At 45.2% G+C, this 16,508-nt stretch carries 14 protein-coding genes and 1 pseudogene; 9 read left to right on the top strand and 6 right to left on the bottom strand.

Annotated features, from left to right (window positions below; translation table 11 throughout):
• Positions 1 to 1,449: methyl-accepting chemotaxis protein (locus AACR09_RS18375; protein ID WP_228010753.1), on the bottom strand; the 1,449-nt coding region annotated here is incomplete at its 3' end.
• A gap of 496 nt (positions 1,450 to 1,945) precedes the next feature.
• On the opposite strand from AACR09_RS18375, the gene AACR09_RS18370 reads away from it, so the two are divergent.
• Positions 1,946 to 2,119, top strand: coding sequence for a hypothetical protein (locus tag AACR09_RS18370; RefSeq protein WP_004732938.1), 174 nt, complete (start codon positions 1,946 to 1,948; stop codon positions 2,117 to 2,119).
• Here the strand turns inward: AACR09_RS18370 and AACR09_RS18365 are convergent.
• Positions 2,116 to 3,000, bottom strand: a complete 885-nt coding sequence (locus AACR09_RS18365) for an SDR family oxidoreductase (protein WP_004732936.1) — start codon at positions 2,998 to 3,000, stop codon at positions 2,116 to 2,118. The two genes, AACR09_RS18370 and AACR09_RS18365, sit on opposite strands and share 4 nt — an antisense overlap.
• 20 nt (positions 3,001 to 3,020) lie before the next feature.
• Positions 3,021 to 3,620, bottom strand: a complete 600-nt coding sequence (locus AACR09_RS18360) for a hypothetical protein (RefSeq protein WP_193835527.1) — start codon at positions 3,618 to 3,620, stop codon at positions 3,021 to 3,023.
• Between the two features lie 197 nt (positions 3,621 to 3,817).
• Here AACR09_RS18360 and AACR09_RS18355 point away from each other — a divergent pair, with 197 nt between their 5' ends.
• Both AACR09_RS18355 and AACR09_RS18350 read left to right on the top strand, forming a co-directional pair.
• Entirely contained in the window at positions 3,818 to 4,366 is a 549-nt protein-coding gene (locus AACR09_RS18355) for a TetR/AcrR family transcriptional regulator (RefSeq protein ID WP_193835526.1), read from the top strand.
• Positions 4,367 to 4,529: 163 nt separating this feature from the next.
• Positions 4,530 to 5,114 (top strand): TetR/AcrR family transcriptional regulator, encoded by a 585-nt coding sequence (locus tag AACR09_RS18350; RefSeq protein WP_102547573.1) that lies wholly within the window; start codon positions 4,530 to 4,532, stop codon positions 5,112 to 5,114.
• A gap of 125 nt (positions 5,115 to 5,239) precedes the next feature.
• Here the strand turns inward: AACR09_RS18350 and AACR09_RS18345 are convergent, their stop codons facing one another.
• A complete protein-coding gene (locus AACR09_RS18345; RefSeq protein WP_193835525.1) occupies positions 5,240 to 7,105 on the bottom strand; it encodes a fructose-specific PTS transporter subunit EIIC in 1,866 nt (621 codons plus the stop codon).
• Positions 7,106 to 7,433: 328 nt separating this feature from the next.
• On the opposite strand from AACR09_RS18345, the gene AACR09_RS18340 reads away from it, so the two are divergent.
• Positions 7,434 to 7,736: a PTS fructose transporter subunit IIB gene (locus AACR09_RS18340; protein ID WP_017069788.1), complete on the top strand. Its 303-nt coding sequence runs from the start codon at positions 7,434 to 7,436 to the stop codon at positions 7,734 to 7,736.
• A 7-nt stretch (positions 7,737 to 7,743) separates the two neighbouring features.
• The gene (locus AACR09_RS18335) at positions 7,744 to 8,517 is read left to right on the top strand and encodes a PTS sugar transporter subunit IIA (protein WP_017092229.1); all 774 of its coding nucleotides are present in this window, start codon (positions 7,744 to 7,746) and stop codon (positions 8,515 to 8,517) included.
• Between the two features lie 147 nt (positions 8,518 to 8,664).
• Here the strand turns inward: AACR09_RS18335 and AACR09_RS18330 are convergent, their stop codons facing one another.
• A complete protein-coding gene (locus tag AACR09_RS18330) occupies positions 8,665 to 10,443 on the bottom strand; it encodes a sodium:solute symporter family protein (RefSeq protein WP_193835524.1) in 1,779 nt (592 codons plus the stop codon).
• A gap of 564 nt (positions 10,444 to 11,007) precedes the next feature.
• Positions 11,008 to 11,847: a helix-turn-helix transcriptional regulator gene (locus tag AACR09_RS18325; RefSeq protein WP_193835523.1), complete on the bottom strand. Its 840-nt coding sequence runs from the start codon at positions 11,845 to 11,847 to the stop codon at positions 11,008 to 11,010.
• 378 nt (positions 11,848 to 12,225) lie between these two features.
• Between AACR09_RS18325 and AACR09_RS18320 the strand changes: the two genes are divergently transcribed.
• The 4 genes and pseudogenes from AACR09_RS18320 to AACR09_RS18305 form a co-directional block, all read left to right on the top strand.
• Positions 12,226 to 14,130: a PTS fructose transporter subunit IIABC gene (locus AACR09_RS18320; RefSeq protein WP_193835522.1), complete on the top strand. Its 1,905-nt coding sequence runs from the start codon at positions 12,226 to 12,228 to the stop codon at positions 14,128 to 14,130.
• Between the two features lie 130 nt (positions 14,131 to 14,260).
• Entirely contained in the window at positions 14,261 to 15,478 is a 1,218-nt protein-coding gene (gene manA, locus AACR09_RS18315) for a mannose-6-phosphate isomerase, class I (protein ID WP_193835521.1), read from the top strand.
• A 266-nt stretch (positions 15,479 to 15,744) separates the two neighbouring features.
• Positions 15,745 to 16,185, top strand: a complete 441-nt coding sequence (locus AACR09_RS18310; RefSeq protein ID WP_193835520.1) for a PTS sugar transporter subunit IIA — start codon at positions 15,745 to 15,747, stop codon at positions 16,183 to 16,185.
• A gap of 13 nt (positions 16,186 to 16,198) precedes the next feature.
• A pseudogene (locus AACR09_RS18305) lies at positions 16,199 to 16,508 on the top strand (fructose-specific PTS transporter subunit EIIC); the annotation flags it as partial.

The raw sequence follows: 16,508 nt of genomic DNA, 5'->3' as shown, positions 1-16,508 counted from the left end.
GTGTAGATGAGTGATTTTTTCAGCGAGGCCGTTAATCTCAGAAGCCAAGGTCTCAATCGATTGGTAAGAGTGCTGAACCGTGCTCAAGCCTGCTTGTGATTGCTCGTCAGCCAGTTTAGCTGAACTTGCTGTTTGCTGTGTTTTAGCCGCAACTTCGCTCACCGTTGCCGAAAGCTCTTCTGTCGCTGTTGCAATCAAGCCGATTTGGTCTTGCTGCTCAACCAAAGTATTAGAGTTGTATTGGCAAGTTTGCGCTGTCTCTTCGGCTGCTGAAGCGAGTGTTAGGCTAGATTGAGACAAGCTATCAATAACCCCAGAGAACTTCTCCAGTGTTTCATTAAGCGATGACGAAATTTGACCCAATTCGCTGTTACCTTCGTAAGTCGCACGAACGGTTAGATCATTGTCATGACGGACTTTAGAAAGTACACGCGTTAGATCTTTAACTCGAGTTGTTAAATCTGTAATGGCTTTAAAGCTAATAAAGGTAGCAAACAGGGTGATCACAACAAACATCGTGATACTGCCCATCATTGCTGATTGAGCTTGCTGAGTTTTCTGATCAGTCAATGCAATAAGAGAGTCTGCCAGTTGGTTCTCTGTCTTTTTCAGCTGAACAATGCGCGCCGTTGATTGCGCGAACCAGTACACAGGGTCGACATCAAACCCGCTCATTTTCGATTCAGCCACATCACGAAGCTTCTCGACTTCCGCGACCGAGCGGTCATTCAATTGTTGTTCAAAAAAGCGAACATTATCTGGGTTACCTAGTACTTCAAAGTTCGAGAAATAGGTATTTTGCTCGGTCACCAAAGAGATGAATTTAACCAGCATACCCGGGCCAAATTCATTTTTGGAAAAAGTGTTGTTAAGGACAGCACGTTCGATACCCGCACGCTCTTTACCTTGAAGGAAGTTATAATAAGCGATGGTTTCAGTCGTGATGGTGGCGTCAGAACTTAGCTCAGCGATCAAGGCTGATACGCTAAGTAGCTTTGCGTTAAGTTTGGTGTAGTAACCCAAAGCTTCAGAAAGCGGGATCGACTGAGAGTCGACGCGATTACGAATTGAAGTAATTTGATTGAGGCTTTGGCTAATTTCAGTATTCAGACGAGAGATTTGCGGCAAGTCGATTTCTGCAGACTGCCAGTATTCGGTTCTCTGATTGCGTCTGTTATCCGCACTGGTTCTTTGTGCTCGTAGCTCACTAACAAACTTAGTACCCTGTGAGCCGATAAAACCAGCCGTCATTCCGCGCTCTTTCTGCAACTCATGCACCAATTCACTGTATACAACCGACAAGCGTGTCAGTTGATTCAATGAAGACATTTCACTGGTGGTTTCTACGCCTTTGGATATCGCAGAAACACTAAGCCATAAAAACCCTAAGATCGGTAAAGTAAGCAAAGCGATGATTTTTTGCTTAAAAGACATATCGGTTAAATTCATTTTATTTCCCTAGCGGCTAACAAATCTTTCTCGATCATCTCACTAGGCACATTTCTAGCGAATGCGACTCAATGGTGATCGTATAATTATTCAACTTAATCAATGCATTTCAATTACCGTGCCACGCAGGTCGGTAGGCGGTAAAAGTAACATTTAACCTTATAAAATACATTGGTTTATCGATAAAACTGTTAGCTATGCAACTTTAGTGAACGAAAAAAACGTGCAACAACATATTATTGACGTAAGCGACTGAAAATTGACATATTTTTTATGATCCAAAAGGGGTAGATCTGCACCAATTATGTGCTAACAGACAGCTGTATATTCAGAAATAACTATAGATTCAACACTCGCTAGCTATTAATTCACCGCTAACCAACTCCCTATTCTTCGCCAATTAACTGTCTATTCCTCGTTAACTAAATATGTATAATGCCGAGTTGTTAAAGTAGAGATTCGCAATAAATATGCGACAACAACTGAGAGATATTTTATGGAATGCCCCGCTTGCGAAGAACATATCGGATGGGAATGGGTAGAAGAAGCCGCTATCGAACCGAATGAAGAATTCGATTGCCCAGAGTGCCAAGAAACCTTGATGTATACCATCGATGAAGGCACCTATTACGGCGCGCAACATAAAACCGTAGAAGTAGTCGATCACTAACCTTTATTGGACTCCTTATTAAGCTGGGAAAAGTAATCACTTAAGTGATGCTTTCCTACACAAGGTGCAATGGCATCCCCTTCCATTGCACTCAAGAAAAACTCCGCAGGACCAACTCGATTTTCCGGTAGTCGTCTTATCACGCTCAGAGCCAACTTTCTCACGCAATCGGGAATGTAAGTGATCCGCGTCATTTTACCCTGAGACTGAAACGCAAGTGCTGCGATTTGTGTAGCACTAAGGGCATCAGGACCGCCCACATCCAATTCTTTTTCGGCATTAGGCAATGATGCCAAAATAAAGTCTGCCAAATCTGCGCCATGAATCGGATTCAAACGCACATCACCCGAACCAAACAAGTACACCCTTCCCGACTGAGCCATGTTGTAGAACTCTTCGATATCTGCAAAAAATCCATTGGGACGAACCACACAAGGTGCTAACTGTTCAGATACCAATAAGCGGCATGCAAACCGTTCTTTGGCCTCGAGTAAGCGAACACTTTTGATGACATTGGCCCTAAACGCCGAGACATAAACAAACTTTTTAACGCCTGCTCGTTCAGCTTCTTCCAATAGGTTTAGGTTGGCTTGATAGTCGACATCCATGTAACTCAGTCCCTCTTTCTGACGTGTAATTCCAACACAAGAGATGACGATATCCACTCCATCGCAGCAACCTTTTAGGCTATCGGAATCGGTCACTTGTGCGATTTGAATTTGAGAGTCGTTTAGGCCGAGATCCTTCAATTTGTCAGCACTGCGAGCCTGCGCTTTGAAATCAGCATCACACGCTTGGAGCGCTTCAATAAGATGACGACCTAAGTATCCTGTCGCCCCTGCCACCAAAATTCGGCTTTTGAGCTCATTCGTTACGTTCATTTATAAAACAACCTCATTTATTAGACGGCTTCGTTTTCTGGACGGTAAGGTTCTTCTCGTAGAATATGGCTGATCAATAGCTTTAGATAAAACACTGGTAAGAACCACTCTAAGCCGACAGGTGATTCGACGACATAAAGCGATATGATTAAGCTAAGCGAGTATAGAGTCAAAGCAACTGGGCGTTGAAGGTAAAGCTCGGTTTTCAGTACCAAGGCACACGCCAACATCATGTAGCCACCCGTCACTGCTACCCACATTAGATTTAAATCCAAGAACAGCCAACTGAATACCGTTAACTGAATGAAGTGAATAGCGATAAAGGTCATGTGTCGCTCAAAGCCTTCACCTTCTCTGTGAAACCAACGCTTAGCGCTTGATGTCGCATTGGTGATCACGCCACCTAACATATCAATCGTTAACAAAACCGCTGCCAAGTATTGACCCCAAGACCAGCCCAACTCTGCATGATTAGCATAAGCTGCAATAAGCGCACCCGCTATGAACGGAATGTACAGTTGCAGGTTCTTCTCTGCTGATGTGGCACCGGGGCCAATAAACTTATCAAGTCCGCCTAAGAAGCCCGCTCTGAATGAGGGTAGGTTCCAATCAATTCTCATAGTTACCTCGAATAGTCGTCTTATTTTTATTTGGAACACTTGGTCTTTTAAAATTAGATCAAAGTTTAACCACTGTAAAGAATTATTTTTGACCACCTGGACTAATTTAAACTAAGATGACATTCATCAGCTACATTAAGCTATTGGTGATGCCTAAATTGACTGAACCTTCAACTATTGAATTCCGAGGAAGACTCATGCCAAAGATCGTCGATCATGACCAAAGACGCGAAGAGATCGCACTGAAAGCCGCTGGTGTGTTTTTGGAGTTTGGTTATAAAGAGTTGGGAATGAGACAACTCTGCTCACATCTCAACATGAGCAAGAGTGCGGTCTATCACTATTACAAAGGTAAAGACGAACTATTTAAAGCAGCAACCGAAGCCATTGTGCGACACGATGGTGGAAACCTCGCAGAACTGCCACTTGCAGTTGAGGCAACTACAGAACAGAAAATTGAAAACTTCGTTCAGATCTTTCAAGCGATAGAGTCGCGTCACTTCCAAGAAATGAAATTAGTTTTTGATTACATTGATGTGATTGGTCAGGACGCTGTCGCCCAGGATCCAAGCATGGCCATTGCCAACGAAAAGTATCAGCAATTGATTGCTCGATACGTTGATGAAAAGAACGCACTACCGCTGTTCTCCATTCTTATCGGACTGCTCACTCACCAAACGCTGTGTGGTGGTACATTAGAAACCGATCACGTTCGCTCTGTGGTGAGAAAGCAAATAGACAAATAAGAACTTGAGCGCAAAGCCATTTAATCAATGAGTTTCAACCAATTAATGGGGATTTCATTCATATTGGTTTACCGTGGTTTGAGCGACAATAAACACCCCTTTACTAGAACGGGCGTTCAGCATAAAATATTGAACATATGTTCAGATTAATGAAGTAGATGTTATGGCCAAGACTGCGAAGTTCGATAGACAAGATGTAGTAGATAAAGCAACGAACCTGTATTGGGAAAAGGGCTTTCACGCCACTTCTATGCGCAACCTGCAAGACGTGATTGATATGCGTCCGGGCAGCATCTACGCGACTTTTGGCAGCAAAGAAGGCTTGTTTAAAGAAACATTGGCTCGCTATACCGAACTTGGCATCCTCAATCTAAACCGCTTTCGCAGTGAAACCGAATCGCCGATCAAAGCGCTCGAAAATTTCGTAAAACGTGCCGTTGTCGAATCAAAACAAAGTTCGCCAAATGGCATGTGTATGCTGGCTAAAACGGTCGCAGAACTGACAGATGAACACGCAGAGCTATTAGCAGAAGCGAAGAAATCACTAAAGATCATGGAAGGTGAGTTCGCCAAGTTGATTACAGAAGCGCAAGAACTGGGTGAGATCAGTAAAGAGCGCGAGCCGACGCAACTTGCTCGACATGTTCAGGTTCAGATCGCAGGCCTGCGTACTTACGCCAAAACCTGTGACGATATCGATTTGCTTAATTCTATGGTTGAAGACGTATTTAAGTACCACCCTTTTTAAGGGTTGAACTTATAGATTAGTAAGCGATACAAAAAGACTCCACTTTCACCTTAACCAGCATGAGTGGAGTCTTTTTAGTTTTGATCTAGTTAACTTTATAGATGATAAACTTTGCGGTTTAAGGATTACACCTTTCTCATGATCAACGCCTGCGCATTAAGCATCGCTTCCTTAGTACTGACATCTAAGGTTTTCACGTTCGCAAAGCGTTCAACTTCTTTAATCGCCACATCGTGAGCAAAGATCACCAATCTCGCCCTTTCAATGTCTTTCTGGGTAATGCGATTGCCTATTCCGTTGGCACCCTGCGTTTCGACTTTAATCCGAACCCCAAGATGATGCGCCGCCTTTTCTAAGGATTTCGCTGCTAAGAAAGTGTGGGCAACGCCTGACGGACAAGAAGTGATCGCCAATACCTCCGCTTGCCCCTCTTCAGTTACCGAGCCACCCGTGAACTGATTAGAATTCGCTTCGCCTTCGACCACGTTCTTTTTCAGCAATATCACAATTAAAGCCGTGGTAAGAGCCCCTGCGAGCGTGCCGACGATATAGCCAATCTTGCCATCCACCACAGGCAACACAATCCAGCCACCCCATGGCGCGTGGTTGACCACATGAAACATAAAGCCAACCACATTACCGACAATACCACCAGCAACAACCGCAGGCAGAACGCGCGCAGGATCAGCGGCTGCAAATGGGATCGCACCTTCACTAATGCCGATCATTCCCATAATGCCCGCAGCTTTTCCGGCTTCGCGTTCGTCTCGTTTGAATTTCTTAGGTGATATGAAAGTGGCAAGAGCCATGCCTAATGGTGGCGTACAAATGGCAATACCGACGCCGCCCATCAACCATGGCTGAGTATTCACCTGAGTTTGGGCAAACAGTGTAGCGACCTTGTTGATTGGGCCACCCATATCAAAGGCCGTCATCGCGCCTAAAATACTACCGAGCACCATTTTTCCGGAGCCCGCCATACCCGTCAGCATTTGGTTCATCTCAAGCATTACTTGGGCTATCGGAGAGCCAATCACCCACATCACAGCGCCACAAGTGACGAAGGTGCCGACGAGTGGATAGATGAAGATAGAGCTCAACGAGATCATACTGTCTGGCAGTTTGATCTTCTTGAGCAGATTCACCACAAAGCCAGCAAAGAAGCCGACCACAATCGCGCCAAGAAAGCCGGTGTTGTATTGATTGACCGCCACCCAAGAACCAATCATGCCCGGTGCTAAACCCGGTTTGTCGGCCATTGAATACGCAATGTAACCACCGAGCACGGCGGTAAACAGGGTTAACCCTGCGATGCCCATTTGTGCGATGTCAGCCAGAACGCCACTCTCAGGCACAGCGCCATGACCCGACATCATTACCGACAAAGACAAAAGCACACCACCCGCGACCACGAATGGAATCATGTGTGAGGTGCCGTATAACAAGTGTTCTTTAAGGCGATTAAGAGATTGTGCCCAAGGGCTGAGTGGCTCGGCATACACTTCATGATGGCTAGAAGCGTAACTATCGAAAGGTTCAAAATTGGCTTCGAGAAACAGCTCTTGAGCTTCCTCGACCGACTCCACCGCCTTTAATTTTGTAACAAAGCCATCTTCGATGAGTCTGGTCGAAATCTGAGCTAGTACCTCGATATGGTGGTCGTCGTGGTTATCGGGAGAAGCGAGCATAAAGAACACATCCGACAGCTCGCCGCCGTCTGCGCCATAATCGATACCAGACCTGCTGATACCTACAGCGACAGCAGGTTTAGCTACAGCAGTACTTTTCGCGTGTGGAATCGCAATACCATCGTCAAAACCTGTATTACCGATTGCTTCACGCTTCCAGATATCATCAAGGAATTCACGTTTATTAGAGAGCTTACCGGCACGGTCGAGCAGTTCAACAAGCTCTTCAAATACCGCCTGTTTTGAGTCTGCTTGTAAATCCAAACAGATAATCTCGGGCTCGATAATGTTGGTGATATCCATATGCTGCTCTGCCTCGCCTGATTTCAGACTGAAGTAATTACGTAAGTGATAAGGTTAATAAGATGAAAAGATTAACGGTGTGAAGGCACTCAATATATAGGACGAAAGGTGCATTAACTGGATTATTGTAACCAAGAACTCAGAGTGTGACTTTCACCTTGGAATAAAAAACGCCAATCCATAAAATCCACAGAACCCATAACAATATCGTCCCTCCGCTATGCGAGCTTTCTATACTGGATTTTCCATGCAAGATAGCTTTTCCAAGGTAGCTTCTGAAAGGTAGCTTTTGTAACGTAACAGGGACGAGATTAAGCCGAGAATAATAATGAGAATTGTAGCGGTAACTGCGTGCCCTACAGGCATTGCGCACACCTATATGGCAGCTGATGCTCTAAATAAAACAGCCCCTAAGTTCAACGTTTCAATCAAGGTTGAGACGCAAGGCGCTATGGGTATTGAAAACTTACTGACAGCCCAAGATATTACCCTCGCAGACAAGGTGTTGATCGTCTCTGATATCGACATTGAACAGCCAAGCCGCTTCGACCCAGCTAAAACCTTATTCATTCCCATGGAAGAGGTGTTGTTGAGTGTCGATAAAGTCTTTATTAAGCATTGTCGAACCTAAACCTTTCATGAACGAATATCAGATCACCTTCTTCGTTGACGATCCTGCCGCAAACTCACATGTCGCGCAGCCGCTGACTCGCTTAGCGAAGAAGTTCAAAAGCAACATCCGCATTATCAACATCACTCAAAATCGAACCGCTGATCTCTCCAAATCCGTTGCGATGCTGCAAGTAGGTTTACTTCGTGGTGATTTGTGTCAGATAACCGCGGTTGGGATTGATGCGGAGCTGGCCTGTTTCGTTCTCAAAGATGTAATTGCTGAGCATTACGACATGGTTGGGTCACAAGTGAACCATGAATTCTCTAAAGATTTAATCCAGCGAATGCCACAAATATGCCCGCCTTGTGACATCAAATGGCACCACGCTAAGGCGCAAACCCAACTGACCAAATTTGAGTGCTTAAAAGGGCTCGCTCACCTTGTTTATCCAGAAGACCCAGATGAACTAATTCTGGCATTCATTAAACGAGAAGAACGCTCATCTACGTGTGTGTCACCGGGTATTGCACTGCCGCATGTGATGTTTGAATCGACTCAAGATCTCTCGATTGCCGTTATCGTCAGTGACGACCCGATTGACTGGGCATCACGTATCGGTGAAGTGCACGTTGCTATTGCTTTGGTATTGCCAACCAAGCCACAGCGAGAGCACATTGTGGCGGCGACCAACCTAACTCGAAACCTGCTTCACGATCAGGTCAATGAACGTCTGCAAAAGACTCGAAGCAGTGTCGACCTTCAGGCTCTTCTGATGTACATCTCTTCACGTCTGATTTAATTCATCTCCCCTTTTATATTCACCTCCGTAATCAACTAAGTTACTCACTCCATTGGTTGTAACTCCATGGTTCACACAATAAAAAACGGCTGAGCAATCACGCTCAGCCGTTCTATTGTAAATGTCTTATCTTGTAGGTTTAGTTACCTAAGCCGTTTTGTTCTCTTGTTTCGCATCTTCCACCGAGTCGTCCACGGCTTTCACCAGCATCAGACCAACGATAAACACGATACCGCCACACAGTACGAACATCATTCTTCCCCAGAATGGGTTCGGTAGAGCAAACATCGCCATCACTGCCACACCAGACACTGCGATCAGTGAACCCAGCATGTGACGTTGTTTGTTATCCAGTTTCTTCTGTGCTGTTGATTCAGAAACCAAAGGTGTCGCTAGGTTGTTGAAGAAGGTATCGACATCTTTCTGACGAGACGCTTCTAGTGGTTTGTAGAACAAAGTCGACAAAATGAAGAAACCACCTGTAAACGTTAAGTGAGCAATCAGACCTACCGCTACTTTCAAGTCAGACCATTCACGGCCTGTTAGCGGCTCTAGATTGAACCAGTTTTGTAGCATTTCAGCGGTAATCACGAAGCCTACGATGTAAGACACAATCGCGCCAACCACTAACGTGCCCCAACCAGCCCAGTCCGGAGTCTTCTTAATGAAGAAGCCACAGAATGCTGGAATCGTCATTGGGAAACCGATTAATGCACCAACGTACATCATGGTGTCGAACAAGCTCAAACCTTTCAGCGAGTTGATAAACAGTGCGATAAGGATGATAGCGACACCGAAAACCGAAGACATCAACTTAGACACAACCATCAACTCTTTCTCTGTCGCGTTTGGACGAAGAATCGGTTGGTAGAAGTTGATAACAAAGATACCTGAGTTACGGTTTAAACCTGAGTCCATTGAAGACATGGTTGCTGCAAACATCGCTGCAATTAGAAGCCCCACCATACCTGCTGGCATGTATTGCTCTACGAAGTAAAGGTAAGCGAAGTCGCCTGCTTTAGAACCTGCATCTGGATAGTGTGCCGCAAGGTCAACGCCTTGTCCTGCTACGAACCAAGGTGGCATAAACCAAATGATTGGACCAATGGTCATCAGAATACACGCCAACAGTGCCGCTTTTTTCGCGTTCTTTGAGTCTTTTGCCGCTAGGTAACGGTAAGAGTTCAACATGTTGTTGGTGATACTGAACTGCTTGAAGAAGATGAAGAATGCCCAGATTCCGAAGATGCTTACGTAGTTCAGGTTGTTACCAGAAACGAATGATGCGCCTTCTGCTACAGGGAAATCGTTGATGATTTCAGTAACGCCACCACCTTGTACGATAGCCACTGCAGCACACGTTACGGTTACCGCCATGATAATAACCATCTGCATGAAGTCAGACGCGATAACCGCCCAAGAGCCGCCTGTTACCGACATCACCAGTACAACAAGACCGGTTAGAATGATGGTGGTTGTCATATCGAAGCCAAAGATGCCCGATGCGATGATCGCCAAACCGTTCAGCCAAATACCTGCAGAAACAATACTGTTCGGCATGCCAGACCAAGTAAACACTTGCTCGTTGAAGCTACCAAAACGCATACGAATCGCATCAATTGGCGTTACTACGCGTAGTTGACGGAATTTCGGAGCGAAGTACAGGTAGTTCATCAGGTAACCAAATGCGTTCGCTAGGAAGATAATGGCTACCGCTAAACCATCGGCATACGCTTTACCCGCTGCGCCAGTGAAGGTCCAAGCACTGAACTGAGTCATAAACGCAGTCGCGCCAACCATCCACCAAAGCATGTTACCGCCCCCTCGGAAATAATCACTGGTTGTACTGGTGAACGTTCTAAACATCCAACCTATTGCTATAAGGAAAAGGAAATAAATTCCTACGATCAGAGTATTGAGTTCCATGTATAAGTCTTCTTTATGATGAATATCTGAAGAGCATATTATCTATAGAATTTTTAATTTGTAGTATTATAAGTCAAGGTTGTGATGGGGCGTATAAACCTGAATATTTGATTTCGAGACATGAATTAGACGTTAGTAAATAAAGAATAAACCGAAGCGAAGTAAACATTTAAAATCAATAACTTAAAAACATTTCAATCAGTAATCCGGACAACAACAACAAGGTTTTATCGTCTCGATAAGTGGTTTTTAATTTACTTATCATCCATTAAATGCATCGCGTTAATACATCAACTCTCACACGTTCAATTCAATAAATAGGCAACGAAAAATAATAAGCAACTCGCAAAGCGAACCCTTAATGTTATTAATTGGGGGTTATTTAGTGAAACGGAATAAATAGAGAACGTGCCTAAAGATAGGTTTGGAAATAAGGTGTAGAAATAAACGGCAGAGGAGAACACAAAGCAAATTGCTCACCACACCACAGAGTTCACTGTGGTGATCTAGTCATACAAATTTCGGTCGTATAAGCTCTGGTCAAAATGGCAATTTGAAGAGATGTTAGATTGAACCACGATATTCGGTCGGCGTTCTTCCGGTGCGATTCTTGAACACTCGACAGAAGTAGTTCACATCCTTAAAGCCACAACGCACTGCCACTTCATTGAGCTTGAAGTTGTACTTTTTGAGCATGAACTTGGCACGGTCGACACGAACTCGGGTAATGTATTCTGCTAGCGTCATGTGGCCTTGCTGACGGAACATTCGCGACAAGTGATTGGATGAAATGCTAAAGCGTGAGGCAATGCTGTCTCGGGTGATTTGGCGGTGGAAGTTCTCTTGAATGTAGATACAAATCCCCTGATACACATCCTGTACTCGGCTATGAGATTTTTCTACGGGCGCTTCCAGCATGATTTTACTGTATTGCAGTAGAGCTTGCAGCAATAACTCATCCATCGGCTGCTTGTTGCTCTCTCTCGCTAACGAGCTAAGCGCCTCCAAAATGTTATCAATCGCAAACCCAGAACGAGTCTGAATACTGTGCTTTTGAATATCGTAAAAGCTCTCTTCCCCTTTACGTTTACTCACCAAGCTTAAACCAAACTGGCGACGACCAAACAACATACTCAGCACCGAGCAGTCAGTATCCCAGTTCGGCTTGTTCCAACAGTTGGGTGGGATGAAAATCGCGTCTCCGGTTTTGGCAATAACGTTAGTGATCTTGCGATCATGACTCTCCATTTCATTGACATACTCTCCGTCTAACACCAACTCTAAACGTGGAAAGTTCACCTGATAGCTACAAGCGGAAGGTGTGTGGAAATCTCCAGCAAACCAGATGTTATGAAACGGTTCTCGTTCATTTAACACCGACGAGATTAAGTCATGAAATATCATTATTCGAACTCTTATGGGCAGCAATAAGGCTACGGAAATAGATATACCTGTAACTGAAACATAGCGCTATTGAGCAAAATCACAATTTGAGATCTAGGTTACAAAAATCCAGTCGTAGAAATAAATCTCCAGTGCCGAAACCGATGAAGCACGTCATTCCCCAGATAACAAAACACGCCGAATCCCTTACAAATAAAAGCTTCAGCACCTCGAAAACACTGTCAACAGTACCCCAAAAACGCGCCACCAACCGATCAAAATCACACTCTATTTATAACGCAACAATCATCCAGTAAATGCATTTTTTCTTCACTACAGAAGGTAAGCCGTAGATTCCAGAATACCCCTAACAAAATAAAAACAGAGTAGGGGTTCATTATGATCACGACATTGATCAATCAAGATTTGATTAAGCTTTCGCTTAGCGCTAATTCAAAAGAAGACGTATTTAAAGAGCTGATAGACGTGCTTTACGCACAAGGTAGAATCTCAGACAAAGCACAGTTTCTTGCCGACATTAAGGCTCGTGAAGAACAAGGTAATACCGGATTTGAAGAAGGTATTGCTCTGCCACACGCGAAAAGCACTGCGGTGATTAAACCCGCGGTTGTTATCGGTGTCCATCAACAGGGTATCGAGTACGGCGCAGATGACGGCCAGCCATCAAAACTATTCTTCATGATTGCCTCTCCTGATGGTGGTGATAATCACCACATCGAAGTACTGGCAGAGCTTTCTTCAAAACTGATTGAAGAAGGCTTTATCGAAAGCTTCATGAATGCTCAATCTGAACAAGAAGCTTTGGAATTACTGCTTACCAAACCTGAGCCTTCAGAAACGGAAAACAACGTTGAGAAACAAGGCTTCATCATTGGTGTAACTGGCTGCCCAGCTGGCGTTGCACACACGTATTTAGCCGCCGAAGCGCTAGAGAAAGGCGCGGCGGCTCTTGGCTACGACATCAAGGTCGAAACTAACGGCTCTATCGGCGTTAAAAACAGCCCAACTCAAGAAGAGATCGAACGCGCAGATGCGATTGTGGTGGCTTGTGATAAACAGGTCGACATGGCTCGCTTTGCCGGAAAACGCGTCATCAGCACCAACGTAAAAGCGCCAATCAAAGACGCACAAGGCTTGATTAAGCAAGCGCTCAATGCACCTAGTTACCAAGCTGAACAAACACCGACCAACCAATCCGTTGTAGAAAAAGCCTCACAAGCGCGTTCTGACCTTTACCGTTACTTGATGAATGGCGTATCACACATGATCCCATTCGTGGTGACTGGCGGCCTATTGATTGCCCTTGCTCTGGCGATTGGCGGCGAGCCAAGTGAATCTGGCATGGCGATTCCTGCTGGCAGCATGTGGAACCAAATTCTAGAAGTCGGTGTGGTTGCCTTCACACTGATGATTCCGATCTTGGCTGGCTACATTGCTTACGCGATTGCTGACCGCCCTGCTCTAACCCCTGGCTTAATTGGCGGCTGGATTGCCAACAACGGTTCTTTCTATGGCGCTGACGCAGGTACAGGCTTCATTGGCGCAATCATCGCTGGTCTATTGGTGGGTTACTTCGTTAAGTGGATTACGTCGTTTAACTACCACAAATTCGTTCAACCGCTTGTGCCTATCATGATCGCTCCGATCACTGGCTCTCTATTCATCGCGGGTCTGTTCATCTTCGTCATTGGCGCTCCTATCGCGGGGCTAATGGATGCCCTTACTGCACTACTAACGAGCATGAGCACAGGCAACGTGGTTCTGCTTGGTATTGTCCTTGGTGGCATGGCTGGCTTTGATATGGGCGGCCCGTTCAACAAGGTGGCGTTCCTATTCTCAGTCGGCATGATTGCTAGCGGTCAAACTCAATTCATGGGTGCAATGGCATGTGCAATCCCTGTCGCTCCACTGGGTATGGCTATCGCAACCAGACTTGGCCGTAAGTTCGACCTGTTTGAATCTTCTGAAATCGAAGCAGGCAAAGCAGCGGGCGCAATGGGCTTAGTGGGTATCTCTGAGGGCGCGATTCCTTTCGCGGCTCAAGATCCGATGTCGGTTATCCCTGCCAACGTGCTTGGTTCAATGACCGCTGCGGTAATGGCGTTCTCGTTTGGTATTACCAACAGCGTGGCTCACGGTGGTCCAGTTGTTGCTCTACTAGGCGCAATGAACTACCCAATGTTGGCACTGCTGTGCATGGCTTCAGGTGCGGGCGTGACTGCGGTTACATGTATCGCGCTTAAAAATCTACGTAAAGCCAAGCTAACAACAGCAGCGGCTTAAGCCATTTCAACTCCAATGGCTTGAGCCCTTCTACTCTCCTTTTTTAGTCGCTAATACTTTAGTTGCTAGTTTTTTACTAATGAGTAAGTCGAATAGAGCTCAAGCCATGTTTCCCTTCATGGTGATTTCGATGTCTGATTTTTCTTTAGCGAACGATTCGTTCGTACAACGCTTTTTCTACCCTATGACCAACGTGATTCAAAACTACGCATGGGGTAGCCCTTCTTCGTTCAGCCAACTTTTTGGTATTGATAACCAATCTGGTGAGCCACAAGCGGAGATCTGGATGGGCGCTCACCCTAATGGTTGTTCGATGGTCACCGACAACGGGCAGCAGACCACATTGTCGAACCTTATTTCCAAGAACCTAAACCTGTTTTTAAGCGAGAAAGTCGCGAGCCGTTTTGGTGAACTTCCGTATCTGTTTAAGGTGTTAGCGGCGGAGAAAGCGCTGTCTGTTCAAGTACACCCGAACAAGCAGCAAGCCGAATCTGGCTATGCGCTAGAAGAACAGCAAGGCATTCCGATGACGGCTGGCAACCGCAACTACAAGGATCCCAATCACAAGCCTGAGCTAGTGTATGCATTAACCGACTACACCGCGATGAATGGCTTTAGGTCGATCAGCGAGATCCTTGATCACTTCCATTATCTTGATATTCCAGAGCTGCATTCGATGGTCAATGATCTCGCGGGCGATCAAACGCCTAATGGATTAGCCAGCTTTTTCGCGAGCTTATTGTCCTTGCAAGGTGAACAAAAAGGCATGGCGCTGACCATGTTGCTGATGAAGGCCAAGCTTTCAGATACCCCTGTGTTTAAGTTGATTTCAGAGCTGGAACAACAATATCCGGGGGATGTCGGCTTGTTTGCTCCGCTACTGTTGAACGTGATCACCTTAAAACCGGGGCAAGCGATGTATCTGGATGCCGAGACACCCCACGCTTACATCAAAGGCACGGGCTTAGAAGTGATGGCGAATTCAGACAATGTGCTGCGCGCAGGGTTGACGCCTAAGTATATGGACGTGAATGAACTGGTTTCTTGTACTCAATTCAACGAAAAGCCTGCCGATAGGTTGCTACTCAGCCCTATTGAACAAGGTGACGTGATGGAATACCAAATTCCAGTCGAGGATTTTAAGTTCTCTATCGTGCAGAATTCTCACCAGAGAAAAATCACCACCGAAGGTGCCGAGATCCTACTGCCACTCGATGAATCCATGGTGCTAACCCATCAATGTGGTGAAACCTGCGTAATAGAGAAAGGTCAATCGGTATTCATTCCTGCTTACGCTGAGAGTTACAAACTCGATTGCGTTGGACGCGTGGCGCGTGCTTACAGCTAGCTCTCAAAAGTAAATCTAGCTCTCCCGAGTAGATACAAACACTGATCATGCCCTGCTTTGCGGGGCATTTTTCTTCCTACAGAAAGTTATTTCAACACCGAAGTACACCATCAAATATGACTCATCTCACACTGGATGAATGATGCAAATCACACTTAATTTTGCTTGGTACAAATGTACAGTGAAGGGCTTTTATTTGCTATTTCTCGAATCGGGTTAATCCATTAATTTTAATTCAAGAACTTCAATAGTGAATGAGTTAATAAATGATCACACAGCTAACTAACGTCAACTTAATTAATAACAACCTTCAAGCGAGTAATAAAAAAGAACTGTTTGAAGAATTGGCAGGCATGTTATTTGAGAACAACCGAATCAGTAATAAAGAAGCCTTCTTGGCAGACATCGAAATTCGTGAATCTCAAAGCATTACCTCAATGGACGGCATCGCTTACCCACACTCAAAAAGCAAGACGGTAACTGAGCCAGCAATCGCTGTCGGTGTTAAGCGTCAAGGTATTGAGTATGGCGATGAAGACGGCATTAACCCAACCGTGTTTTTTATGATTGCCTCACCAGATAACGGTGCAGACCATCATATTTATGTACTACAAGAACTATTTGGAAAATTCAGCGATGAATTTATTCAAGATATCCATAACGCAAAAGACGAACAACAAATCCTTAATATTTTAATTAATTCATAAGGCGTAGAAAATTATGAGCACCCTAACAACTCAAGCTACGAATACCAATAATAAAAACAGTAGTAGCGACTTTAAAAAAATCCTTAGCACCATGAAAGGCCACCTGCTTTTCGGAACCTCACACATGCTACCTTTCATCGTAGCCGGTGGTGTTCTGTTGGCGTTAGCGGTAATGGCATCAGGCAAAGGTGCTGTACCTGCAGACGGCTTGCTGGCAGACATCTCCAACATCGGTATCAAAGGTCTTGTTCTTTTCCCAATCATTCTTGGCGGCTTTATCGGTTACTCCATTGCAGATAAACCAGCACTTGCTCCTGCGATGA

Origin of the sequence: Vibrio sp. OPT20 (assembly GCF_963889365.1) — a bacterium.
GTDB lineage: Bacteria > Pseudomonadota > Gammaproteobacteria > Enterobacterales > Vibrionaceae > Vibrio > Vibrio splendidus.
Note: the sequence above shows the minus strand (reverse complement) of the source record. Positions and strands in the feature narration are given on the sequence as shown.

Coding starts and splice junctions, on each gene's coding strand:
- AACR09_RS18370 (WP_004732938.1), top strand. CDS start 1,946: ATGGAATGCCCCGCTTGCGAAGAACATATCGGATGGGAATGGGTAGAA.
- AACR09_RS18365 (WP_004732936.1), bottom strand. CDS start 3,000: ATGAACGTAACGAATGAGCTCAAAAGCCGAATTTTGGTGGCAGGGGCG.
- AACR09_RS18360 (WP_193835527.1), bottom strand. CDS start 3,620: ATGAGAATTGATTGGAACCTACCCTCATTCAGAGCGGGCTTCTTAGGC.
- AACR09_RS18355 (WP_193835526.1), top strand. CDS start 3,818: ATGCCAAAGATCGTCGATCATGACCAAAGACGCGAAGAGATCGCACTG.
- AACR09_RS18350 (WP_102547573.1), top strand. CDS start 4,530: ATGGCCAAGACTGCGAAGTTCGATAGACAAGATGTAGTAGATAAAGCA.
- AACR09_RS18345 (WP_193835525.1), bottom strand. CDS start 7,105: ATGGATATCACCAACATTATCGAGCCCGAGATTATCTGTTTGGATTTA.
- AACR09_RS18340 (WP_017069788.1), top strand. CDS start 7,434: ATGAGAATTGTAGCGGTAACTGCGTGCCCTACAGGCATTGCGCACACC.
- AACR09_RS18335 (WP_017092229.1), top strand. CDS start 7,744: ATGAACGAATATCAGATCACCTTCTTCGTTGACGATCCTGCCGCAAAC.
- AACR09_RS18330 (WP_193835524.1), bottom strand. CDS start 10,443: ATGGAACTCAATACTCTGATCGTAGGAATTTATTTCCTTTTCCTTATA.
- AACR09_RS18325 (WP_193835523.1), bottom strand. CDS start 11,847: ATGATATTTCATGACTTAATCTCGTCGGTGTTAAATGAACGAGAACCG.
- AACR09_RS18320 (WP_193835522.1), top strand. CDS start 12,226: ATGATCACGACATTGATCAATCAAGATTTGATTAAGCTTTCGCTTAGC.
- manA (WP_193835521.1), top strand. CDS start 14,261: ATGTCTGATTTTTCTTTAGCGAACGATTCGTTCGTACAACGCTTTTTC.
- AACR09_RS18310 (WP_193835520.1), top strand. CDS start 15,745: ATGATCACACAGCTAACTAACGTCAACTTAATTAATAACAACCTTCAA.